This window comes from Curtobacterium sp. MCBA15_012, assembly GCF_001864935.2.
Taxonomy (GTDB): Bacteria; Actinomycetota; Actinomycetes; order Actinomycetales; family Microbacteriaceae; genus Curtobacterium.
This window is the reverse complement of the sequence record NZ_CP126267.1, coordinates 2,891,372-2,914,150: the sequence shown is the minus strand read 5'-3', so window position 1 is coordinate 2,914,150 and position 22,779 is coordinate 2,891,372. Positions and strand designations below refer to the sequence as shown.

17 protein-coding genes are annotated in these 22,779 nt (G+C 75.0%); 9 read left to right on the top strand and 8 right to left on the bottom strand.

The window, feature by feature from the left end; all coding sequences use genetic code 11:
* The first annotated feature begins 133 nt into the window (after positions 1 to 133).
* The 3 genes from QOL15_RS13330 to QOL15_RS13320 are packed head-to-tail and all read left to right on the top strand — an operon-like array spanning position 134 to position 2,680.
* Complete coding sequence (locus QOL15_RS13330; RefSeq protein WP_065962886.1) at positions 134 to 628, top strand: hypothetical protein; 495 nt, start codon at positions 134 to 136, stop codon at positions 626 to 628.
* The gene (locus QOL15_RS13325; RefSeq protein ID WP_065962883.1) at positions 628 to 1,533 is read left to right on the top strand and encodes a hypothetical protein; all 906 of its coding nucleotides are present in this window, start codon (positions 628 to 630) and stop codon (positions 1,531 to 1,533) included. Before QOL15_RS13330 ends, QOL15_RS13325 begins: the two co-directional genes overlap by 1 nt.
* A gap of 4 nt (positions 1,534 to 1,537) precedes the next feature.
* The gene (locus tag QOL15_RS13320) at positions 1,538 to 2,680 is read left to right on the top strand and encodes a S9 family peptidase (RefSeq protein WP_083394003.1); all 1,143 of its coding nucleotides are present in this window, start codon (positions 1,538 to 1,540) and stop codon (positions 2,678 to 2,680) included.
* A gap of 96 nt (positions 2,681 to 2,776) precedes the next feature.
* Here QOL15_RS13320 and QOL15_RS13315 read toward each other — a convergent pair whose 3' ends face one another.
* From QOL15_RS13315 to QOL15_RS13290, 6 genes are all read right to left on the bottom strand, one after another.
* Positions 2,777 to 4,570: a sulfite reductase subunit alpha gene (locus QOL15_RS13315; RefSeq protein ID WP_071247548.1), complete on the bottom strand. Its 1,794-nt coding sequence runs from the start codon at positions 4,568 to 4,570 to the stop codon at positions 2,777 to 2,779.
* The gene (locus QOL15_RS13310; RefSeq protein ID WP_071247545.1) at positions 4,567 to 10,152 is read right to left on the bottom strand and encodes a glutamate synthase-related protein; all 5,586 of its coding nucleotides are present in this window, start codon (positions 10,150 to 10,152) and stop codon (positions 4,567 to 4,569) included. Before QOL15_RS13310 ends, QOL15_RS13315 begins: the two co-directional genes overlap by 4 nt.
* A 512-nt stretch (positions 10,153 to 10,664) precedes the next feature.
* The gene (locus tag QOL15_RS13305) at positions 10,665 to 11,477 is read right to left on the bottom strand and encodes a fructosamine kinase family protein (RefSeq protein ID WP_071247542.1); all 813 of its coding nucleotides are present in this window, start codon (positions 11,475 to 11,477) and stop codon (positions 10,665 to 10,667) included.
* Positions 11,478 to 11,581: 104 nt separating this feature from the next.
* Positions 11,582 to 12,319, bottom strand: coding sequence for a response regulator transcription factor (locus QOL15_RS13300; protein WP_071247539.1), 738 nt, complete (start codon positions 12,317 to 12,319; stop codon positions 11,582 to 11,584).
* Positions 12,307 to 13,515, bottom strand: coding sequence for a sensor histidine kinase (locus tag QOL15_RS13295; RefSeq protein ID WP_071247536.1), 1,209 nt, complete (start codon positions 13,513 to 13,515; stop codon positions 12,307 to 12,309). The genes QOL15_RS13300 and QOL15_RS13295 overlap by 13 nt, the downstream gene beginning before the upstream one ends.
* 88 nt (positions 13,516 to 13,603) lie before the next feature.
* Positions 13,604 to 14,452: a LysR family transcriptional regulator gene (locus tag QOL15_RS13290; protein WP_071247533.1), complete on the bottom strand. Its 849-nt coding sequence runs from the start codon at positions 14,450 to 14,452 to the stop codon at positions 13,604 to 13,606.
* A gap of 71 nt (positions 14,453 to 14,523) precedes the next feature.
* Here QOL15_RS13290 and QOL15_RS13285 point away from each other — a divergent pair, with 71 nt between their 5' ends.
* Positions 14,524 to 15,546, top strand: a complete 1,023-nt coding sequence (locus tag QOL15_RS13285) for a DMT family transporter (RefSeq protein ID WP_139197495.1) — start codon at positions 14,524 to 14,526, stop codon at positions 15,544 to 15,546.
* Here the strand turns inward: QOL15_RS13285 and QOL15_RS13280 are convergent.
* The gene (locus QOL15_RS13280; protein WP_071247530.1) at positions 15,488 to 16,687 is read right to left on the bottom strand and encodes a HAMP domain-containing sensor histidine kinase; all 1,200 of its coding nucleotides are present in this window, start codon (positions 16,685 to 16,687) and stop codon (positions 15,488 to 15,490) included. The genes QOL15_RS13285 and QOL15_RS13280 overlap by 59 nt on opposite strands.
* On the bottom strand, positions 16,684 to 17,418 hold the full coding sequence (locus tag QOL15_RS13275; RefSeq protein WP_071247527.1) for a response regulator transcription factor: 735 nt from the start codon (positions 17,416 to 17,418) through the stop codon (positions 16,684 to 16,686). The genes QOL15_RS13280 and QOL15_RS13275 overlap by 4 nt, the downstream gene beginning before the upstream one ends.
* Positions 17,419 to 17,506: 88 nt before the next feature.
* Between QOL15_RS13275 and QOL15_RS13270 the strand changes: the two genes are divergently transcribed.
* The 5 genes from QOL15_RS13270 to QOL15_RS13250 all read left to right on the top strand — a co-directional run bounded on the left by QOL15_RS13270 (position 17,507) and on the right by QOL15_RS13250 (position 22,675).
* Complete coding sequence (locus QOL15_RS13270) at positions 17,507 to 18,160, top strand: M15 family metallopeptidase (RefSeq protein WP_071247524.1); 654 nt, start codon at positions 17,507 to 17,509, stop codon at positions 18,158 to 18,160.
* Positions 18,157 to 19,431, top strand: a complete 1,275-nt coding sequence (gene alr, locus QOL15_RS13265) for an alanine racemase (protein ID WP_071247523.1) — start codon at positions 18,157 to 18,159, stop codon at positions 19,429 to 19,431. The genes QOL15_RS13270 and alr overlap by 4 nt, the downstream gene beginning before the upstream one ends.
* Positions 19,424 to 20,404: an ATP-grasp domain-containing protein gene (locus tag QOL15_RS13260; protein ID WP_065964643.1), complete on the top strand. Its 981-nt coding sequence runs from the start codon at positions 19,424 to 19,426 to the stop codon at positions 20,402 to 20,404. The genes alr and QOL15_RS13260 overlap by 8 nt, the downstream gene beginning before the upstream one ends.
* Before the next feature lie 89 nt (positions 20,405 to 20,493).
* Positions 20,494 to 21,714: a formaldehyde dehydrogenase, glutathione-independent gene (fdhA, locus tag QOL15_RS13255; protein WP_065964644.1), complete on the top strand. Its 1,221-nt coding sequence runs from the start codon at positions 20,494 to 20,496 to the stop codon at positions 21,712 to 21,714.
* 94 nt (positions 21,715 to 21,808) lie between these two features.
* Positions 21,809 to 22,675 carry a UbiA family prenyltransferase gene (locus QOL15_RS13250; RefSeq protein WP_254784122.1) on the top strand — a complete coding sequence of 289 codons (867 nt, stop codon included), beginning with the start codon at positions 21,809 to 21,811 and terminating at the stop codon, positions 22,673 to 22,675.
* Positions 22,676 to 22,779: the final 104 nt, after the last annotated feature.

Below are 22,779 nucleotides of genomic sequence, written 5' to 3'. Positions count from 1 at the left end.
GACCTGACGACGGACGGGAGGCGCGGTGCTGGACGGCACCGCGCCTCCCGTCCGTCGTCCGGTCGCCGCGACCGGCGTCCGCCCGGTCCGCCCCACCGCGCCGCTAGGCTGTCCGCGGGACGAGGGGGAGTCGATGGCCGAGCGGGACGTGACGGCGGTGGTCGCCGACCTCGTGCGCACGCTGCCGCGGGCCCCGCGACTCGACGACGTGGTCGCCGCGGTCGCCCGCACCGTCGGCCGCCCGACGCGGGTCGTCGACGTCGACGGGCCGTCGTGGGGGAGCCTGACCGCCCTGGTGTCGCAGGCGCCGCACGAGAACCTCGTCCTCGTGCCGGCCGCCGTCCCGCCGCTGTACCGGATGCACTGCGTGCTGCACGAACTCGGCCACCTCGTGCACGGCGACGCCGGAGCGCCGACCCCGACCGCGGTCGCCGCCCTCGCCAGCGGGACGAACGTGTGCCAGCGGGACGTCGACGGGACCCCAGCGCCGCACGCCGGCCACGCCGGTGCCGGGCTCGCGCGGGTCTCCGGGGACGACGAGCACTTCGCCGAGCGGTTCGCCTACGAGGTCGCGACCGTGCTGCTCGGTGCGGGTGCGGGCGCGTCCGACGAGCGGGCCTACGGCTGATGGGTGCCCTGCACGCCGCGACCTTCTGGTGCGCGGCCCTGATCTTCGTGGCGCGGACGCCGTCCGTCCGGCGGAACCCCCGCGGCCGTGCGGCCTGGGCGGCGACGGGCGTCGGTGCCCTCGGGTTGCTGACCCTCGGCAGCGTGGTGCCGCAGACCGTGCTCGACGGGTGGCTCGGCGGGACGAACGTCGTCAACCTGGTGCAGAACGTGTGCGCGACCACCGCGTTCTGGCTCATGCTCCGCGCCGCGACGGGCGACCTGCCGCGACGACCGCTCCTCGCGCACCCGCTTGCGCTCCTGGCGATGGTCGCCGCGTTCGCGATCCCCTTCGCCTGCATCACCGACCGCGGCACCACCGCGTTCCACTTCATCGTGCTCGGCATCGACCAGACCGCGATGTGGCTGTACGCCTCGGTGTACATGGCCTGCGTGGCGGCGATCACCGTGACGACGCTCGTGCGCGGGATGCCGACCGGCCGAGGCGCGCTCGGGGTCTTCCGGGTCGGGCTCGTCCTCGTCACCGCGGCGAGCGTCGAGGAGGTCGTGTCGCTGACGGCCGACCACTTCGGCCTGTTCCCGGCCGGGGTCCGCGACGTGCTGCGGTTCGCCTTCGACCCGCCGTTCTACCTCGGGATCGTGCTCGTCGTGGTCGGCATGGCCTCGTTCACGGTGCGCCGGTGGGTGCGCGACCTGCGGCTCGGCCGGCACCACCGGCGGCTCGCCCGCGTCGTGCGGCACCACGGGCTGCGGCCGGTCGAACGCCGCGCGGACCTGCGGGTGCGGACGTACGACCTCGTCATCGCGATCCGCGACGCAGAGGTGCAGGGACGGTCGATCGACCCGGGCGAGCTCGCCCACGTGCGGTCCGCGGAGCGGGTGCTCGCACGGAACATCGGAGGATGACGGCATGACGGTCGTGGTGTGGGTGCTCGTCGCCCTGGTGGTGCTCGTGGTGGTCGGCGGCCTGCTGGGCCTGCGGGCCGTGGTCGGCAAGATCGTGCTGCCCGGGCGGGACCGCTGGACGCCCGTGCTCTCGGCGGACGCCGACTCGGTGCAGCTGCCGCTGACGCCCGACACGCTCCGGCCCGGCGAGTACGGCCTGTGGCACGACGGCGACGGGCACACCACCGTCGGCCCCGTGCTCGAGGTCGACGAGACCGCGGGCACCGTGCGCCGCGCCGTGGTCCGGACGACGGGTGCGGTGTCCGACCGGATCCGGTGGAGCGGGCACGTGCACCCGGACCCGGCGGCGATGGCGGTCGACTGGTCCGAGGTCGCGATCCCGACGCCGCTCGGCGACGCCCCCGCGTGGGTGGTCCGCCCGGCCCGTCCGGACGACGACGCCGCGTCGACCTGGGCCGTGCACGTGCACGGCATCCGGACCACCCGCGTCACCGCGCTCCGGACCGTCCCGGCCGCGCTCGAGGCCGGGTGGACCTCGATCGTCCCGTCGTTCCGCGGCGACGGCGAGGCCCCGTGGGAGGGGCGGGCGTCCCACCTCGGTGCCCGGGAGTGGGTCGACGTCGAGGCCGCGCTCGACCACGCGGTCGCGAACGGTGCACGGCGCATCGTCCTGGTCGGCTGGTCGATGGGCGCGACCGTCACGCACGAGCTGCTCCTGCGCTCGGCACACCGCGACCTGGTGGTCGGCGTGCTGCTCGTCGCGCCGGCGCTCGACTGGGAGGCCGCCGTCCGCTTCCAGGCCGCCCGCACCCCCGTGCCCGGTGCCGTCGTGTCCGCCGCCCTCGCCGCGATGCGCACGCCCGGGCTGCACCGCGTCGTGGGACTGCGGCGGCCGGTGGACGTCCGCGCGCTGTCGTGGCTGCGGGTGCTGCCGCCGCTGCCGCCGACCCTGCTCGTGCACTCCGACGGCGACCGCACCGTGCCGTTCACGGTGAGCCAGGACTTCGCCGCCGCGCACCCCGACCGGGTGACCCTGGCGGTGAGCGGGTCGGCCGAGCACGCGTGGGAGCGGAACCTCGACGCGGCGTGGTTCGACGCGCAGGTCGGCGGGTGGATCGCCGCGCTGCCGGGGCTGCCGACCCGCTGAGCGCAGCGCGCTGCACCGGGGGCGGCCCCGGGGGTGCCCTGGGTCCGAGCCGTCGCGCCCCGGGGCAGGGTGGCGCCGCAGGGGTGATGGCCCCGCTCAGTACACGTCGCGCACGTACCGCTTCGCGCGGCGCAGGTCGGCCAGGTACGCGAGCGCGTCGTCCACGCCGCGCCCCCGACCGGCGGCGATCACGTCGAGCAGCGCCTGCTCGACGTCCTTCGCCATCCGCGAGGCGTCGCCGCACACGTACACGGACGCACCGTCCTCCAGCCAGCGGTACAGCTCCGCCGCCTGCTCCCGCATGCGCGTCTGCACGTAGACCTTCTCGGCCTGGTCGCGCGAGAACGCGACGTCGAGGCGGTCGAGCACGCCGCGCTCCTGCAGGTCGGTGAGCTCGTCCTCGTACACGAAGTCGGTGGCGCGGTGCTGGTCGCCGAAGAACAGCCAGTTCGCACCCCGCGCCCCGGATGCGGCACGCTCGTGCAGGAACCCGCGGAACGGCGCGATGCCGGTGCCCGGACCGATCATCACCATCGGGGCGTCGCCGTCGGCGGGCACCCCGAACGCGGCGTTCGGCTGCAGGTACACCCCGACCTCGCCGTCCGCCTGCACGCGGTCCGCCAGGTACGTCGAGGCGACGCCGTGGTGGGTGCGGTGGGCGTCGCCGTACCGCACGCTCGCGATGGTCAGGTGGACCCGGCCCGGGTGGGCGAGCGGGCTCGACGAGATCGAGTACTGGCGCGCCTGCAGTCCGCGCAGGTTCGGCAGCAGTTCCTCGAGGGTCGGCGCCGCGGGACCCGCGTCCCGGAGCAGGTCGAGGACGTCGCGGCCCCACAGCCACCGGTCCAGCTCCTGCTTGTCGCCGTGCGCCACGACCGCGGCGAGCTCGGACGCCGGCGCGCGCTGCACGAGGTCGGCGACCAGGTCCTTCGACGGGGTCCTGACCTCGCGGTCGACGCGCAGGACCTCGGCGAGCGTGCGGCCGTCGACGTCCGCGGAGCCGTCGGCGCCGAGGTGGTCGAGCAGTTCGTCGACGAGTGCCGGGTCGTTGTGCGGGACGACGGCCAGGGCGTCACCGGCCGCGTACTCGATGCCCGAGTCGCCGAGGTCGAACTCGAGGTGCCTGATCTCCTTGGCGCTGCCCGGTGCGCTGAGCAGGCGGTTCACGACGAGGGGCGCACGGTACGGGGTGCGCTTGGTCCACTGCGCACCCGGCCGGGAGGCGCGGCTCGCGCCCGCCCCGCCGGCTGCGGTCGCGGTCGTGGTCGCGCCGACCCCGGTGGTCGCGCCCGCAGCGGCGCCCGTGGCTCCCGCCTGGGCGGCGACGCGGTCGAGGACGGCAGCCGTCCAGAGCTCGGCCGGGTCCTCGAAGTCGACGTCGCAGTCGACCCGGTCGTGGATCCGTGTCGCGCCGAGCTGCTCGAGGCGGGTGTCGAGGAGCTTGCCGGCCTGGCAGAACTCGTCGTAGCTCGTGTCGCCGAGCCCGAGCACGGCGTACTGCAGCCCCTCGAGCCGGGGCACGGTGCTCGCCTGCAGCGCCTCCCAGAACAGACCGGCGTTGTCGGGCATCTCGCCCTCGCCGTACGTCGAGGTGACGACGAGCACGTGGGACATGTCGGCGAGCTGCTCGGGGGAGACGTCGTCGAGCGCGGTGGCCCGGCCGCCGAGCCCGCGGGCGACGGCACCGGCGACGAGCTGGTCGGCGAGCACCTCGGCGTTGCCGGTCTGCGTGCCGAAGAGCACGTCCACCGTGGTCGTCGGTGCGGGCGCGGTCGACCGGCGTCCCGCGGCGGCGACCCCCGCGATGAAGCCCGCGAGCCAGGACTCCTGGGCGGCCGAGAACGGGGCGTCGACGGGGATCAGGGACCCGGTCGGGCGGAGCGTGCTCACGCGCCCACCTCCACCGGTGCCTGCGGTGCCCGGCGCGCGATGTCGTCGAGGGCCGCGGTCGCGAGCAGCTCGTCGAACCGGGCCGCGCGGACCCGTCCGGCGTTCTTGGCGTTCTGGTGCATGATCCACCCCGTGGTCCCGGGCGCGTCCGAGCTGCGGTTGTTCCGCTGCGTCAGCGCGCGCTTGGCGTCGTCGAGCCGCTTCACGGCGATGAGCGTGGCGAGCTCGTCGTCGGCGAACGACTCGAAGGTCGCGCGCAGGTACTTGACCACGCGCTGCTTCACCTGGAAGTCCTCGGTCAGGACGAGGTTCCGGACGGCCTCGGTGACCCGCGGGTCGGCCGGGGCGGCGCCGGGCACCCGCTCCTGCGCCACGTCCTGGGCGACCGCGAGCACCGTGTACGACGACAGCAGCGAGAACGTGTCGCCGCCCTGGTCGCCGAGCGCGGGGGCGCGGCCGTCGAGCACCGTGCGCCGGTCGCGGTAGTCGGTCTTGAACGCACGGAGCTTGTCCGTCGCGACCGAGGTCGCGAGTTCGTCGAGGAGCTCCGTGCGGGTCGCCGCCGCGAGGATCTCGTCCGCGTCCTGGCTGAGCAGGAGCGCCCGGGGCATGCCGACGTACACGTGCGTGCGGGTGGTGTCCCAGTCGGCCAGGAGCTGCTCGGCGCGTGCCGAACCGGTGGCCTCGAGGTGCCACTCGAGCAGCAGCCGGGCGGCCGCCTCGTGGAACGCCCCGCGTGCGGTCTCGGTCACGGGGAACACCAGGAGCGAGTCGGTGCTCGCCCGCTCGGTCACCCGGCCGGTCGGGTCGTACTGGTACAGGAACCCGCCGGACATGCCGTTGCCCAGGCCCTTGCCGAAGCCGCCGAGGTTGAACACCGCGCCGCCGGTCATGTACTCGCAGCCGAAGTCGCCGAGGCCCTCGACGACCGCGGTCGCGCCGGAGTTGCGGACGGCGAACCGGTCGCCGGCCTCGCCCTCGACGAACGTGCGGCCACCGGTCGCGCCGAACAGCGCGAAGTTGCCGACGAGGACGTTGCCGCCCCGCTCGGCGCTGCCGCCGCCGGGCGCACGCACGACGATGCGGCCGCCGGACTGGCTCTTGCCGACGCCGTCGTTCGCGGTGCCGGTGTGCTCGAGGGTCGTGCCGTCGTTCGTGAAGACGCCGTACGACTGCCCGGCCGAGCCGGAGGTGCGCACCGTGAGGGCGCCGTCGACGAGCCGGCGGCGACCACGGTCGTCCGTCGTGACCGCGGGGTGCGCCGACAGGTCGACGCCCCGCAGCTCGTGGTTCAGGACGCGCTCGAGGTCGATGCCGAGCTGGCCGCCGACGGACTTGTCCGCGTTGCCGAGCAGGACGCCGTCGATCGTCAGCGCGGCCTCGTGCCCCTCGACCAGCGCGGCGCGGACCTGCTCGATGAGGGCGTCGTCGGTGCGGTAGTCCTTCTCGAGGTACTCCGGGTCGGTGACGACCTTCTCGGGCACCCGGGCGAGCAGGCCGCGGACGTCGAGCCGCCCGACGCTCGCCGGGTGGTCGAGGAGCTGGAGCAGGTCGGTGCGCCCCCGGGCCTCGCGGAGCGACCGCAGGCCGAGGCGGGCGAGGATCTGCCGGACGTCGTGCGCGATGTTCAGCAGGTACTGCGCGAGCGCGCGCGGGTCGCCCTCGAACGCCTCCGGGTTCGTGGTCAGGCCCGCCGGACACTTCACGTTGCAGTTCTTCGCCATCACGCAGCCGAGCATCATGAGCGCCGTCGTACCGAACTCGAACGAGTCCCCGCCGAGCAGGGCGCTCGTGACGACGTCGGAGCCGGTCTGGTGGGCGCCCGAGCAGCGGAGCGTGACCTTCTGCCGCAGGCCGTTCGCCACGAGGGCCTGGTGCACCTCGGCCACGCCGATCTCGGCGGAGCGCCCCGCGTACTTCAGGCTCGTGACGGCCGCGGCACCCGTGCCGCCGGTGTTGCCCGCGACGTTGATGACGTCGGCGCCGGCCTTCGCGACGCCGACCGCGATCGTGCCGATGCCCTCGGAGGACACGAGCTTCACGACGACGCGCACGCGGGCGGCCTTGCAGTCGTGGATGAGCTGCGCGAGGTCCTCGATCGAGTACGTGTCGTGGTGCGGCGGCGGCGAGATGAGCTCGACGCCCGGGGTGCCACCGCGCGCCGCGGCGATGTCGACCGTGACCTTCGGCGCGGGCAGCTGGCCGCCCTCGCCCGGCTTCGCACCCTGGCCGATCTTGATCTCGAGCTCCTCGAGCATCGGGTCGGCGAGGTACCCGGCCCAGATGCCGAACCGGCCGGAGGCGAACTGCTTGATCCGGGAGCCGCGGATGGTGCCGTAGCGGGTGTGGTGCTCGCCGCCCTCGCCGGAGTTCGACATGCCGCCGACCATGTTCGTGCCGTGCGCGACCGCCTCGTGCGCCGCGGCGACGAGGGCGCCGTGGCTCATCGCGCCGGACGCCAGCGTGCGGGTGACCTCGTGGGCGGGCTGGACCTCGTCGAGGTCGACGCTCGCGGGGGCGCTCTGCAGCAGGGCGAGCAGGGCGGCCGCGCCGCCCGTGGCGCGCAGCGTCACCTGGTCGTCGTCGACCGTGTCGACGGCGACCTGGCCGGGGTGCAGCAGCGCGAGCCCGTCCGCGAGGGCCGTGTGGCGCACGGCACCCGTGGGTCCCGTCGAGGTGAGCTCCAGGCGGAAGCGGGCCGCGCCTCCCGGCAGACCGTCGGACGACGCCGGACGCGAGCCGGACAGCCCGCGCACCGTGATGCTCGCGTTGCCGCTCGTCGAGAAGCGGCCGAGTTCGCGCGCGAAGTCCTCGGCGGTGTCGATGCCGGTGACGTCGGCGGGCAGCGCGAGCACGTCGCGGAGCGCGGCCGGGCGACGCGAGCGCTCGTCGTGCGTGGTCTGCAGGAACGACACGTAGCCCGGGGTGATCCGGTGCGCGTCGACCTCGGCGTCGCTCAGCCGGTCGTACCCGGTGTGGCGGTACGCGCTGTCGGTGATGCCGAAGGCGTCGTCGAGCTGCCCGAGGGTGAGCAGGCGCAGCGCCTCGGAGTCGCCCGCGCGCTCGAACGCCGGGCGTTCCTCGGTCATGCCGCCGAAGCCGCGGACGCTCGCGACGCCGAACGAGTGGCCCGCGCCGTCCGAGCGCTCCTTGAACAGCCCGAGGAGCGGGACCTGGGCCGCCGATGCGACCGATCGTGCGCGCTCGTGCCAGTCCGTCGCGGCCTGGGCGATGCGCGCGAAGCCGACGCCGCCGACCGGTGCCTGCATGTACGGGAACACCCGCGCGAACAGGTCGTCGCCGGTGTCGAGGTAGTTCGGCTCGAAGAACGCGCCGCCGATGTAGCTCTCCGCGGTGCACAGCCCGACGCGGCCCATGGTCTTCGCGAGGGCCTTCTCGGCGGCCTTCCGGAACCGCTGCAGCGCCAGGTCGGTCGCGGTGACCTCGCCGGCGGGGGCGGCCTCGGCGGGGTACTGCTCCTCCGCACGCAGTCGTGCCGACAGGCTGTACACGGCCGAGGCGCCGAAGCCGAGCGCGGTCGCCACGTGGTGCGACGACGGCAGCTGTCCGGACTCGGCGACGATCGACAGCCGCAGGCGCAGGCCGGTCTCGATGAGCCGCTGGTTGACCGCGGCGACGGCCAGGATCACGGGCAGCGGGGCGTGCGTCGACGACACCGCGCGGTCGGTCAGGACGGCGATGCCGCCCGAGGTGCGGGCGAACGCCTCGACGGCGTCGCACAGCGCGTCGACCGCCGAGCGGACGGCCGCGGCGTTGGCCTGCTCGTCGCCGAGCACGGGGACGTAGAGCATGTCGAAGCGTTCGAGCGGGACGACGGTCTGGTCGCGCAGGCGGACCATGTCGAGGTGGCCGAGCACGGGGGACTGCACGACGATCTGGCGGGTGGGGGCGGTGCCGGCGCCGTCGGTGACCGGGGCTCCTGCGCTGGCGTGCGCGTCGAGCTTGGCACCGAGGGCGACCCGCATCGACATGCCGTCGGCCTCGCGGATCGAGTCGAGCGGCGGGTTCGTCACCTGGGCGAAGCGCTGCGAGAAGTACTTCGCCATGCCGCCCTCGGTGTCGCTCAGCGCGTTGATCGCGGTGCCGTAGCCCATCGCCGAGATGCGCTCCGATCCGGTCGCGAGCATCGGGTCGAGCATGAACCGGAAGCTCTCCTGGTTCAGCGAGTACGCCACGTAGCGCCCCGCGAGCGACAGGTCGCCGTCGTAGCCGAGCGTGCTCGCGCCGCGGTCGTAGTCGGGCGCGGGCAGCGCGTCGAGGTCGACCCGGGCGGCGTCCAGCAGCGCGCCGTACGGCTTCCGGGTGGCGAGCAGCTCGAGGGCCTCGTCGGTGCGCAGGACCGCGCCGGTGCGGTGGTCCACGACGAGCATCCCGCCGGCCTCGATGCGGCCGCGGTGCACGACGGTGTCGGCGTCGAACGACACCTGGCCGCTCTCCGACGCCACGATGAGGTACTCGTCCGTCTGCACCGTGCGCAGCGGGCGGAGGCCGAGCCGGTCGAGGCGGGCGCCGACGACGTCGCCGTCGCTGAAGATCACGGCGGCCGGGCCGTCGTTCTTCTCCTCGTACAGCGAGTGGTACTCGAGCATGTCCCGCACCGCCGGGCTCAGCGTGCGGTCGTTCTCCCACGCCGGCGGCATCAGGGTCACGACAGCCTCGACGATGTCCAGGCCGTCCTCGAACACCCGGCTCTGCAGGGTCTGGTCGAGCCGGCTCGAGTCGGACTGCCCGGGCGGACGCACGATGCTGCGCGTGCGGGCCCGGGCCGAGGCCTCGTCGGACAGGCGGTTCTTGCGGTCGGTGTTCAGCTCGCCGTTGTGCGCCATCAGTCGGAATGGCTGGGCCATCGTCGGGTGCGGCTCGGTGTTCGTCGAGAAGCGCGCGTGGAAGTACAGCGTCCGGACCGAGTGCCGCGGGTCGCGCAGGTCGGTGAAGTACCCGATCACCTCGCCCGAGTTCAGGCGCCCCTTGAGCACCTGCGTGCGTGCGCTGAGCGACAGCGGGTACAGGGCGGCGTGCGGGGCGCGGGTCTCGGCGGCTCGGGCGTAGGACACCGCCTCGATCGCGAGCAGCGCTCGGTTCGCGGCCGCGTCGACGTCGGCGCGGGCCCAGTCCTCCGGGGCGCGGAACACCCACTGCACGATCGGCAGCTGGTACCGCTCGGCCTCGGGACGGGCGACGGAGTGGTCGACCGGGACGTCGCGCACGAGGAGCAGCTCGAAGCCCTGGCGGTCGAGCTCCGCGGTCACGAGCCGTTCGGCGTCGGCACGCTCGTCGGGGTCGCTCGGCACGAAGCAGTTCGCGACGCCGAAGTGCCCGGCGCGCAGGGCCTGCCCGGTGATCGCGCTGAAGAACTCGACGGACAGGTCGATGCTGACACCCGCCCCGTCGCCCACGCCCTCGGCGGACTTGCCGCCGCGGTGCGGGATCGAGCAGAGCGCCTCGTCGCCCTTCACCAGGACGTCGTGGCTCGGGGTGCCGTCGAGACGGGTGATGAAGCCGACGCCGCAGTCGCTCGACTCGCGAGCAGGGTCGTACAGGCCGAAGGGGGAGGGGTTCACGAGCGGATCCAGTGCAACGAGTGCCGGCAGCGGTCGGCCAGGCTGCATCGGTGGAGCGCTCGCCGTGGGCAGACCGTCTGGTGGCGGCCGGGCCCGGTGGGGTGGGGTGAGCCGATGCTACGGGTTGGTATACCGCGCACGCAACAGACCGACCGGACGGGAGGCGCGGGTCGGCTCCGGCGGGCGCGTCGCGGTGCGCCGCGGTCGCCGGTCGACGCCCGGTGCCCGGCCCGAGCGGGCCCCACGCCGGGCCGGGCACCGAGCCGTGGGGGAGCTGCTGACGATCCCGGTGCCCGTTCCCCGGGGGTCGTGCACCGGTTGCGTCAGCGGGGGAGCGGGACCGGCGGTCCGACCTCGGGCCTCGCCGGCCGCCGGACGTGCGCGGGGTCCGGACGGCGGGCCGGAGCCGACCGGCGACCGGGTCAGGCGGGGTCTGGACGGCGGGCCGGAACCGGCCTGCGACCGGGTCAGGCGGAGTCCGGACGGCGGGCTGGAACCGGCCTGCGACTGGGTCAGGCGTAGCGGCGGGCGGCGCGCAGGGCGTCGTCGGCGTAGGAGCCGCCGAACAGGAACACGTGCAGCAGCAGCGGCGCCAGCTGGTGCAGCTCGACCCGTTCCTGCCAGCCGTCGGCCAACCGCGACTCGGCGTCGTAGCCGGCCAGGACCGTCTCGAGACGCGGCAGTCCGAACAGCGCCAGCAGGGCCAGGTCGGTCTCGGCGTGGCCGCCGTGCGGGGTCGCGTCGATGAGCACCGCGCCGGTCGGCTCGCTCCGGTCGGTGGGCCAGAGCACGTTGCCCGCCCAGAGGTCGCCGTGCAGGCGGGCCGGTCCGTCGCCGACGAGCGCGGGCTGCGGGGAGCCGAGCGTCCCGTCCGCGACCCGGTCGGCGACCCGGTCGAACACCGCCGCCTCGGCACCGTCGAACCCGCCACGGTCGACGATGCGGCGGACGAAGTCACGGATGCGGTACTCGGCGAAGAACTCGCCCCAGCTCGCGGGCGCCTCGGCGGCGGGGACGAACGGTGTCCGGGACCGCCCGACGCGCATCCCGCGTCCGGACGGGAAGCCCGGTGCGGGGGCGCCCCAGTGCGTCGCACCCGCGGCGTGGGTGTGCGCCAGGGACCGGCCGAAGCGTTCCGCCTGGCCGCGGTCGGGGACGCCGTCGGTGATGCGCTCGAGGTGCAGGACCGTCGGCTCCGGGTGGGCGAGCACACGGGCGATCCGGGTGCCGCCGGCGTCCTCGGCCTCGGCGAGCCACTCGAGTCCGAGGGCCTCGGCGGTGGCCTCGTCCGGGTCGGTGAAGGTCTTCACGTGCGTCGCGGGCATCGCCCCATCCTGCCGGTCGCGCCTGCCCGGCGGCTCGGTACCGCCCCCGGGTCGTCGCGCCCGACTCGTGCCGGTTCGTCAGCTCGGCTCGTCGCCCCGGCTCGTCAGCGCTGGGCGGCGTGCACGATGAGCGCCAACTGCACCCGGTTGTCGACCCCGAACTTGTCGTAGACGTGCCCGATGTGGGTCTTCACGGTGGCGAGCCCGACGAACAGGTCCGCGGCGATCTCGGCGTTCGAGGCCCCGTTCGCGACGGCGACCGCGACCTCGCGTTCCCGGTCGGTCAGCGTCGCCATCAGCCGGCGTTCCTCGCTCGCGTCCGGCAGCGCGCCTCCCGCGGCGCGGCCGTCCCGGGTTCCACCGGACCCGTCGGCAGGTCCGCTCCCGGGACCGGTCGCGTTCCCGGTGCCCGCGGCGAAGGCGATCACCCGGTCGAGCACCGACGGCGACAGCGTCGAGCGGCCGGCGGCGACCGCGTGGATCGCGGCCACGAGCTCCTGCGGCGGGGTGTCCTTCAGCAGGAACCCGCGCGCACCGCGCTGCAGGGCACCGAGGACCATGTCGTCGCCCTGGAAGGTGGTGAGCACGAGGACGGCGAGCTCCGGCCGCTTCCGGAGCTCCCGCTCGGTGGCGGCGAGCCCGTCGCAGCGCGGCATCCGGATGTCCATGAGCACGACGTCCGGCTCGACCGCGTCGATGACCTGCTCGGCCTCGACGCCGTCGCCGGCCTCGCCCACGACGTCGACACCGTCGTCGCCGCTGAGCAGCAGCCGGAGCCCGGCGCGCACGAGGTGGTCGTCGTCGACGAGCACCACGCGGACCGGCGCGGTCACGCCGTCCACGGGAGCACCGCCTCGACCGTGTGGACGCCGGCGGCGTCGACGTCGGCGCGGAACGAGCCGCCCACGAGCCGCGCCCGCTCGGCGAGGCCGCGCAGCCCGTGCCCGCCGCCGTCGGTGTCGTGCCCGCGGTCCCCGGGCAGCGTCGGGTTGGTCACCGTGACCCGGAGCGCCGGGGTCGGCAGCACCGCGATCGACACCGTGACCGGCTGGCCCGGGGCGTGCCGGCGGGCGTTCGTCAGGGCCTCCTGGACGATCCGGTACGCGTGGCGGCCGACGGTCTCCCCGGCGGCGCAGGCACCCTCGGCGACCGTGCAGGTCACGGTCGCACCGGCTGCACGGGCCTCGTCGACGAGGGCCGGCACGTCGCAGAGCGTCGGTTGCGGAGGCGCGGTGCCGGTCGGGTCGTCGGTGTCGCGACCGGCGGGGTCGCGCAGGACCCCCAGTACGTCGCGCAGGTCGGTCAGGGCCGCGTGCGCCTCGGCGCGGACGACCCCCGCGGCCTCGACGGTGTCGTCCGGCGACAGCGAACGTCCGCGGAACTCGAGCGCGCCGGCGTGCAGGGCCACGAGCGAGAGCCGGTGGCCGAGCACGTCGTGCATCTCGCGGGCGATGTGCGCGCGTTCCTGCTCGCGCGCGCGGTCCTCGCGCACGGCCTGTTCGCGTTCGAGCAGGGCGGCCCGCTCCCGGAGGGACTGGACGAGCGCCCGGCGCTGCCCGATCGCCACACCCACGACGACCACGAGCGCGAGGAAGACGACCGACACCAGCGTGGTCTGCCACAGCGCCATGTCACCGCCCGGGAAGACGAGCTGCTCGCCGACGAGCCCGGTGACGAGCATCGCCGCGCTGCCCACCGCGATCTCGACCCCGCGGCGCCGGGTGGCGAGGGAGACGAGCGCGAGCACGGCGGTGCCCGCGGCGAACGTCGACACGGTGCTGAGGCCGATCACCGCCAGGGTGACGAACAGCGGCGCACGGTGGCGGAAGCAGTACACGACGAGTGCGACGACCCCGGCCGTGACGTCCCCGAGGAGCCCGATGCCGAGCCGCGCCTCCGACCACGACGACGTGTCGAGCTCGGGCCAGATCAGGCCGAACGCGGTGAAGCCGGCCACGAGGGCGACGAGCACCCGCCAGGTCTGCGCCCACACCCGTCGTCCGAGGGGCGCGGGTGGCGGGAGCACGGTCGCGGTCATGCCCCCGAGCCTAGGAAGGACCGGGCGGTCGCCGGATCGGCCGAAGGTCGGAGATGTCCGGGCGTCGGCACCGGTGCCGCCGGCGACGTCACACGGCGTCGACGAGCGCCCGCGCCAGCGGGTGCCACGCCCGCGTCGAGGGCCCGCTCAGCACCAGCGTCCGCTCGTACCGCGGCGCGACCGGCAGCATCACGAGGTCCTCGGGCAGCATCACCCGCCCGAGTGACGGGACGATCGAGACCCCCTCGCCGCGCTGGATCATCCCGAACATCGTGCTCATCTCCCGCACCCGGTGCGCCCACCGGAAGGGCTGCCCCGCGAGCTCGTGCATCCGTTCGATCTGGTGCTCGCACCCGCCGCCGCCCGCGACGAGCCCGTCCTCGTGCAGGTCGTCGAGGGTCATCGCCGCGGTGTCCGCGAGCGGGTGGTCCCGCCGGACGACCGCGGCCATCTCGTCCCGCGCGACGACCACCCCGCCTTCGGGCACCGGCGTCGGGTCGACGAGCACGGCCGCGTCGACGGTGCCGCCCTCCAACCACTCCGCCATCTCGTCGTCGTCGCCCTCGTACACCTGGACGTCGACGTCCGGCAGCGTCACCGACCACAGCTCGCGGAGGCGGGGGAGCAGGCCCTGGCACACCGTCGGCACCGCGGCGAGGCGCACGGTGCCGCGCGCCGTGGCGGGCCGCACCACCGCCTCCAGGCCGTCGACCGAGGCGAGCACCTGGCGGGCGTGCGCCAGCAGCCGTTCGCCGAGGGCGGTCGGGACCGCGGCGCCGCCGCGGCGCACGACGGGACCGCCGACCTCGCGTTCGAAGCCGGCGACGGCGTGCGAGACGGCCGACTGCCCGACGCCGAGCGCGGTGGCGGCGCTCGTGAACGAGCCGGCGTCGACGGTCGCGACGAAGGCACGGACCTGCGGGATCGAGACGGCCATGCGTCCTCCTCATGAGGGTATGCGGCGCATGCGTTCGACACATGCGCCGACGGTGCTCGATGCTAGCCCTCGTGAACGCCCTCCTCTACGTGCTCGTGGCCCTGACCTGGGGCTCCAGCTTCTTCTTCGCCAAGATCGGGCTCGAGGGGCTCGCCCCGCAGCAGGTCGCCACCGTGCGCACGGTGCTCGGCGCGGTGACGCTGGTCGGCATCCTGCTCGTCACCCGTCGCCGCTGGCCGCGCGACCGCCGTGTGTGGGGCCACTTGTTCGTCGTCGCGGTGTTCCTCAACGCGGTGCCGTCCTCGCTCATGGCGTGGGCGGAGCAGACCGTGCCGTCCGGGCTCGCGAGCATCTACAACGCGACGACCCCGATCATGACGCTGCTCGCGCTCGCGGTGCTCGTGCCGACCGAACGCCTGTCCCGCCGACAGGTCCTCGGCATCGTGACCGGGATCGTCGGGGTGCTCGTCCTGGTCGGGCCGTGGGACCTCGTCGGGGACCCGCGCGTGCTCGCGACGGTGCCCGGGCAGCTGGCCCTGCTCGGCATGACGGCGTCGTACGGCGTCGGTCTCGCCTGGCTCCGCCGCTTCGGTGTCGGCAGCGGGCAGGACCCGACGACCGTCGCGACCGTGCAGCTCAGCCTGGCGGCGCTGCTCATGCTGGTGGTCGCGCCCGTGGTCGCGACCGGTCCGGTGCGGCTGGACTGGAGGATCGTGGCCGCGATGGTCGCGCTCGGTGCGGTGGGCACGGGGCTGGCCTACGCGTGGAACACGCGCCTGGTCGGCGCGTGGGGTGCGGGCCGCGCGTCGACCGTGACGTACCTGACGCCGGTGGTCGGGGTGGGGCTCGGGGTGCTCGTGCTCGGTGAGCCGCTGCGGTGGAACGAGCCGGTGGGCGGGGTCGTCGTCCTCGCCGGGATCGCGCTCGCGTCGGGGTTGCTGCGCGGGCGGCGGGTCGCTGCCGGGGCGGCCGGGGCGGGGCGCGGGCCGGCCCGGGCTGCAGACGGTCCGGCCGGGGCTGCCGGTCCGGCCGGGGCTACGGCTGACGGGGTCGCACCGGCGGGGACGCCGACGGCAACGCCACCCGGACGCTGAGCCCGCCGCCGTCCCGGGCGTCCACGGTCAGCGCGCCGCCGTGCGCAGCGACGATCGCCGCCACGATGGCGAGTCCGAGTCCCGCGCCGGTGTCCTCGTCCCGGCGTCGGGACGCGGCACGCTGGAACGGTTCGGTCAGCGTCGGCAGGACCGCACGCGGGACCCGCGGGCCGGTGTTCTCGACGAGCAGCACCACGGTGCCGGCACCGCCGTCCGCCGACGACCCACCCGTCCGGATCCGCACCCACCCGCCCGGTCCGACGTTGTGCACGACGGCGTTCTGCACGAGGTTCGTCACGAGCTGCAGGAGCAGCGCGGGCGACCCCGTCGTCCACGCCGCGTCGGTGTGGACGTGCGCGGCGGTGTCGGTGTCGCGGTCGTCGTCTGCGTCTGTGTCTGCGTCTGCGTCTGCGTCTGCGTCTGCGTCTGCGTCCAGCGCGACGCCGCGCGCCTCGGCCAGGGGCAGCAGGGTCTCGACGGCGTCCTCGACGAGGAGCGACAGGTCGACGGGCTCCGGGTCGGGCACGCGTCGACCGGCGCGGGCCAGCACCAGGAGCGACTCGGTCAGGTCGATCGCCCGCTCGTTCACCACGCGGAGCCGGTCGAGCACCGCCGCGGGGTCGTTGCCCGGCTCGCGGACGGCGACCTCGAGCAGGGCCCGCGTCGTGGCGAGCGGCGTCCGGAGCTCGTGCGAGGCGTTCGCGGCGAAGCGCTGCTGCTCGGCGACGTCGGCGGCCAGGCGCGCGACCATGCCGTCGAAGGCGTCGGCGAGCTCGCGGAACTCGTCCCGTCGCCCCGGCAGGTCGACGCGGTGGTCGAGGGCGCCGGAGGACACCGCCCGCGAGGCCTCGGTCAACCGCCGCAGCGGGTCGAGCACCCGGCCGGCGAGCAGCCAGCCGCCGACGACACCGAGCACGACGAGCACGAGGAACGCCCAGACCGCCGGCGGGACGAAGGCGCGGACCAGGTCGGTCCGGTCCGGCACGTGCCCGTCCGTGGTCGTGAGGTTGCCGACCGGCACGTAGCGGAGCAGGAAGAGCCACACCACGGTCAGCAGCAGGGCGGCCGTGACGACGACGACGCCCGCGTAGCTCAGCGCGAGGCGGAGGCGGACGCTCGGCCCGGGGCGACGGTCCGTCACCGCGGGGGACCGTCCGCAGCACGACCCGCGTCGACGCCCGCAGCCCGGTCGACCGCCGTGTCCGCGGCCGTGGGCACGTCCATCCGGTAGCCGACGCCGGGCACGGTCACGATCGCCCAGGGCTCCCCGAGCCGCTTGCGGAGCGCCGAGACGGTGATGCGCACGGCGTTCGTGAACGGGTCGGCGTGCTCGTCCCAGGCTCGTTCGAGCAGTTGCTCGGCGCTGACCACGCCGCCCCCGGCCTGCACCAGGACCTCGAGGACGGCGAACTGCTTGCGGGTCAGCGCGACGTGGTGGCCGCCCCGGAAGACCTCGCGGCGGAACGGGTCGAGCCGGACCCCGGCGACCTCGAGCACGGGCGGCCGACGCTCCGGACGACGCCGGTCGAGCGCGCGGATCCGCAGCACGAGCTCCCGCAGCTCGAACGGCTTCGTCAGGTAGTCGTCGGCACCCGCGGCGAACCCGGACGCCTTGTCGTCGAGCCGGTCCGCGGCGGTGAGCATGAGGATCGGCGTGCCGGACCCGGTCGCGACGACGTGCTCGGCCACCTCGTCGCCGGACGGCCCCGGGACGTCCCGGTCGAGCACGGCGACGTCGTAGCGGTTCACCGCGAGGAGCTCGAGCGCGGCGTCCCCGTCGGCCGCGACGTCCGCGGCGATCGCCTCGAGCCGCAGGCCGTCCCGCACCGCCCCGGCCAGCAGGGGTTCGTCCTCGAGGATCAGTACACGCACGACCCCGATGCTAGGCGGCGGGACGTGTCGTGAGCGTATGCGGAAACGCGTACGCTCCGGCGACGTCCGGCCCGTTGCACTGGTCGACATGCTCCACTCCCTGCACACCCCGGTCCCCGTCCGTCACCGACCGCGTCGGTCCCGCGCGCTGCCCCTGGTCGTCGTCCTCGTGCTGGTCCTGGCTGCCGCGGTGGTCGCGGGAGCGCTCGCCGTCGCCGCCCCGGGCGGACCGTCCTGGCCGGGAGCCGCCTCCGTCGGCGCCGGTGCCGCCGGCACGGAGGGCGCGACCGGACCCGCGGGCGGTGAGGCGCCCTCCGGCGCCTCGGTGTTCGACGACGACCTGCCCGCCGTGACGAAGCTCGACCCGGACCTGCTCGAGGCCGTCCGCCGTGCCGCCCGCGACGCCGAGGGGGACGGCGTCCGCTTCGTGGTGAACAGCGGCTGGCGGTCCGCCGCGCTGCAGGAACGCCTGCTCGACGACGCGGTGGCCGAGTACGGCTCCCGCGACGAGGCCGCGCGATGGGTCTCGACCCCGCAGACGTCGTTGCACGTCCGCGGCGAGGCGATCGACATCGGCGACTGGGACGCCGCCGAGTGGTTGCAGGACCACGGCGCCGGGTACGGGCTCTGCCAGGTCTACGACAACGAGGCGTGGCACTTCGAGCTCCGGCCCGAGGCGCCCGAGGCCGGCTGCCCCCGCCTCTACGCGGACCCGACGGCCGACCCGCGGATGCAGCGGTGACCGCGCCGGTCTCCGAACTGCTCGTCCACGACGACGCGGTGCGGGCGAACACAGCCCACTTCGCCGCCCTGACGGGCGGACGCCTGATGGCCGTGCTCAAGGCCGACGGCTTCGGGCACGGCGCGGTCGCGCGGTCCGTCCTGGAGGCGGGGGCCGGCTCCGTCGGCGTGACGAGCGTCGACGAGGCACTCGCGGTCCGCGCCGGGGGCGTCCGCGCGCCCGTGCTCAGCTGGCTCAACCCGCCGGACGCCGACTTCGCGTCGGCACTCCGTGCCGACGTCGCGCTCGCCGTCGCCGACCCGGCGACGCTCGTCGCCGTGGGGCGAGCCGCCCGCCGGACCGGACGTCGCGCCGCCGTCCACCTGCACGTCGACGTCGGGATGGGACGGGAGGGCTGTCCGCCGTCGGCGTGGGACGCGCTGTGCGTCCTCGCGCGGGAGCTGCAGGGGACGGGGGCGCTGCGTGTCGTCGGGGTGATGGGGCACATGTCCTCGGCCGACCGACCCGGGGACGGGCGGGACACCCGCGAGGTGCTGCTCTTCCGGAACGCCGTCCGGAGCGCCCGTCGACGGGGGCTCGGCCCGCTCGTGCGCCACCTGGCGGCGACCGCGGCGACGGTCACCGGAGCCGCCGACGGGTTCGACCTGCACCGGGTCGGCGCGGGACTGTTCGGGATCGACCCCTCGGGCACGACGACCGCCCTGCGCGACACGCTCTCCCTGACGACGACCGTGGTGTCCGCGCGGGCGGTGCCGACCGGGACCCGGATCGGGTACGGCGGCGACCACGTGACCGACCGGCCCACGAACACCGCGCTGCTGCCGCTCGGGTACGCCGACGGGCTGCCCCGCGCCGCCTCGGGCCGCGCGGTGGTGTGGGTCCGGGGACGGCGACGCCCGCTCGTCGGCCGCTTCTCGATGGACAGCGTCGTCGTCGACACGGGCGACGACCTGCTGCTGCCCGGCGAGCGCGTCACGGTGTTCGGGCCCCGGGCGAGCGGCGCGGGTGCCGGTACCGGTGCCGTCGGCCGGGACGCCGTGCCGACCGTGGCGGAGTGGGCGGCCTGGGCCGACACGATCCCGCACGAACTCGTCACCCGGGTCGGCACGCGCGTCGCCCGGGTGCACCGCACCACCACCCGCGCCGACGCCGACTCCGCGGCACACCCCCGCGGAGACGACGCTGCCCCCGTGCCGTCCGAGCACTCGCCGTCCGGGCGCCCGCCGTCCGTCCGCTCCCCGATCCACCACCAGGAGGGCCACCGTGCCTGACCACTCCCACCTCCGCGTCGCCGTCATCGGCGGCGGCGCGAACGACGAACACGACGTCTCCCTGGCGTCGGCGGCCGCCGCCGAGCGGGCACTCCGCGCCGGCGGCACCGCGACCGTCGCGCTCACGGTCGGGCGCGACGGTTCCTGGCACGCGGCGGACGGGACGCCCCTGTCCGCCGCCGCCGCGGTCGCCGCGATCACCACCTGCGACGCCGCCTTCCCGCTCCTGCACGGCGACCACGGCGAGGACGGCGCGGTCGCCGGGCTGCTCGACATGATCGGCGTGCCGGTCGTCGGTTCGCCGGTCCGGGCGGGGGCGCTCGCCGCGGACAAGTGGGTGACGAAGCTCGTGGCCGAGGCACTGGGCATCGCGACCGCGCCGGGTGTGCTCGTGCGCCGGACGGCCGACGACCGCGAGGTCGACGTCGCCGTGCGGGCGCTGCCCGGACCGCCGTGGGTCGTGAAGCCCACCTCGGCCGGGTCGAGCAACGGCGTCACGGTCGTGCGGCGGTCCGCCGGGGTCGCCGCAGCCGTCCGGCACGCACGGGCGGCGGGCGACGCGGTGCTCGTCGAGTCGTTCGTCTCCGGCCGCGAGGTCGACGTCGCCCTGTTCCGGGACGCGACCGGGACGCTCCGCACCGGGGCGCCGCTCGAGGTCGTGGTCGCCGCGGACCAGGTGTTCGACCGGGAGCAGAAGTACGACGGGACGGCCGACTTCCGCGTCCCCGCGCGCCTGTCGACCGCCGAGCAGGCGGCGGTGACGGGGGCGGCCGTGGCGCTGTACGACGCGCTCGGGTGCGCCGGGGTGGCCCGGTTCGACTTCTTCGTGACCGACGACGGGGTCGTGCTCAACGAGGTGAACACCACGCCGGGCTTCACCGAACGGTCGCAGGTGCCGCTCGTGTTCGCCGCCGTCGGACTCGACCAGGTCGCCCTCGTCGACGCGCTCCTGCGCGCGGCCACCGCACGGTGATCCCGGCGGCGTACTGTCCGAGACGTCGTCGACGATGACGACGTCCCGGTGGGGACACCGGGTGGCCGCCGAGGATCGAGGAGGATCACATGGCGAGCAACCACGCAGTCGCGTACAAGGGGCCGGGGAAGGTCGAGGTCATCGAGACCGACTACCCGACGTTCGAACTCAAGGACGGACCCGGGGTCAACCCCGCGAACGTCGGACGCAAGGTGAACCACGGTGCGATCCTGCGCACGGTGGCGACGAACATCTGCGGCAGCGACCAGCACATGGTCCGCGGCCGGACGACCGCCCCGAGCGACCTCGTCCTCGGGCACGAGATCACCGGCGAGGTGGTCGAGGTCGGGTCCGACGTCGAGTTCATCAAGGTCGGCGACATCGTCTCCGTGCCGTTCAACATCGCCTGCGGGCGCTGCCGGAACTGCAAGGAGCGCAAGACCGGCATCTGCCTCAACGTCAACCCCGACCGCCCGGGCAGTGCCTACGGCTACGTCGACATGGGCGGGTGGGTCGGCGGGCAGGCCGAGTACGTCCTCGTGCCCTACGCCGACTGGAACCTGCTGAAGTTCCCGGACCGCGACCAGGCGCTCGAGAAGGTCCTCGACCTCGCGATGCTGTCCGACATCTTCCCGACCGGGTTCCACGGCGCCGTCACGGCGGGCGTCGAGGTCGGCTCGACGGTCTACGTCGCCGGTGCCGGACCGGTCGGGCTCGCGGCTGCGACCGGCGCCCTGCTGCTCGGCGCGAGCGTCGTGATCGTGGGGGACATGAACGCCGACCGCCTCGCCCAGGCGAGGACGTTCGGCTGCGAGACCGTCGACCTGACGAAGGGCGACCCCGCCGACCAGATCGACCAGATCCTCGGCGAACCGCTCGTCGACTGCGGCATCGACGCCGTCGGCTTCGAGGCGAAGGGCCACGGCTCGGGATCGGGGGAGGAAGCCCCCGCGACCGTCCTCAACTCGCTCATGGACGTCACGGCCGCTGGTGGTGCCCTCGGCATCCCCGGGCTCTACGTCACCGGTGACCCGGGCGGCGTCGACGAGGCCGCGAAGAAGGGCGCCCTGTCGCTCAGCCTCGGCACCGGCTGGGCGAAGTCGCTGTCCTTCACGACGGGGCAGTGCCCGGTCATGAAGTACAACCGGCAGCTCATGATGGCGATCCTGCACGACCGCACGAGCATCGCGAAGAACGTCAACGCGAAGGCGATCGGCCTCGACGAGGCCCCGCGCGGCTACGAGGAGTTCGACAAGGGCGCGGCGACGAAGTACGTGCTGAACCCGAACGGCCTCATCCCCGCGGCCTGACCCCGCGAGGACGGTCCCGGCACGCGCCCCGTCGACACCCGGCGGGGCGCGTGCCGGCGGACCCGGTCAGCCGCCCCGCTCTACGCTGGGCGCGGTGAGCCGACCCGCCCCCCTGACCACCGCGAGGCTGCTCGTCGCGTCCTCGCACCCCGGCCCGACCGTCACCGTGACCGTCCTCGCCGCGGTGGTCGCCGGGGCCGTGGGGGACCCGGTGTGGCTCGTCGTCCTCGTCGCGCTCGCCGTCGTCGCCGGGCAGCTGTCGATCGGCCTCGCGAACGACTGGATCGATGCCGATCGCGACCGCGCGGTGGGTCGGAGCGACAAGCCGGTGGCCCGCGGTCTCGTCCCCGTCGCGACCGTCCGCACGACGGCGTTCGCCACGGCGGCCGTCGCGGTCGTCCTCAGCGCGTTCCTCGGCCCGGTCGCCGCCGTCGCGCACGTCGTGCTCGTCGCCGCGGGGTGGGCGTACGACGCCGGCCTGAAGCGGACGGCGTGGTCCGTCGTGCCGTTCGTGGTCGCGTTCGGGCTCCTGCCGGTGGTCGCGGTCGCCGCGGGCGGTGGCGCGTGGCCGGCGTGGTGGGCGGTCGCGACGGGTGCGGTGTTCGGCGTCGCGATCCACTGCACGAACGTCCTGCCCGACCTGCTCGACGACGCGGCGACCGGGGTGCGCGGCTTCCCGCACCGGCTCGGGCTCCGCGGTGCGGGGACCCTCGCGTTCGGCGCGCTCGTGGTCGCGGCCGTGCTCGTGCTCGGCGGACAGCTCCTCGGGGATGCACCGGCGCGCGGTGTCGGTGCCGTGCTCGCGGTCGTCGGCGCCGTGGTGGTCGTCGTCCTGGCCGCAGTGGGCGTCCGACTCGTGTTCGCCGGACGTCCGACCCGAGCGCTGTTCCGGCTGGTCATCGCGTCCTCGCTCGTCCTGGTGGTCGAGCTCGGCGTCGCGGGCGCCCGGCTCGTCGCCTGACCGGGGAGCCCTGCCCGGCCCCGCACGGAGCGATCGGCTCCCGACCCGCACGACCGGCGACGGCGACAGCGACGGCGACAGCGACGGCGACGGGTCGCGCCCGT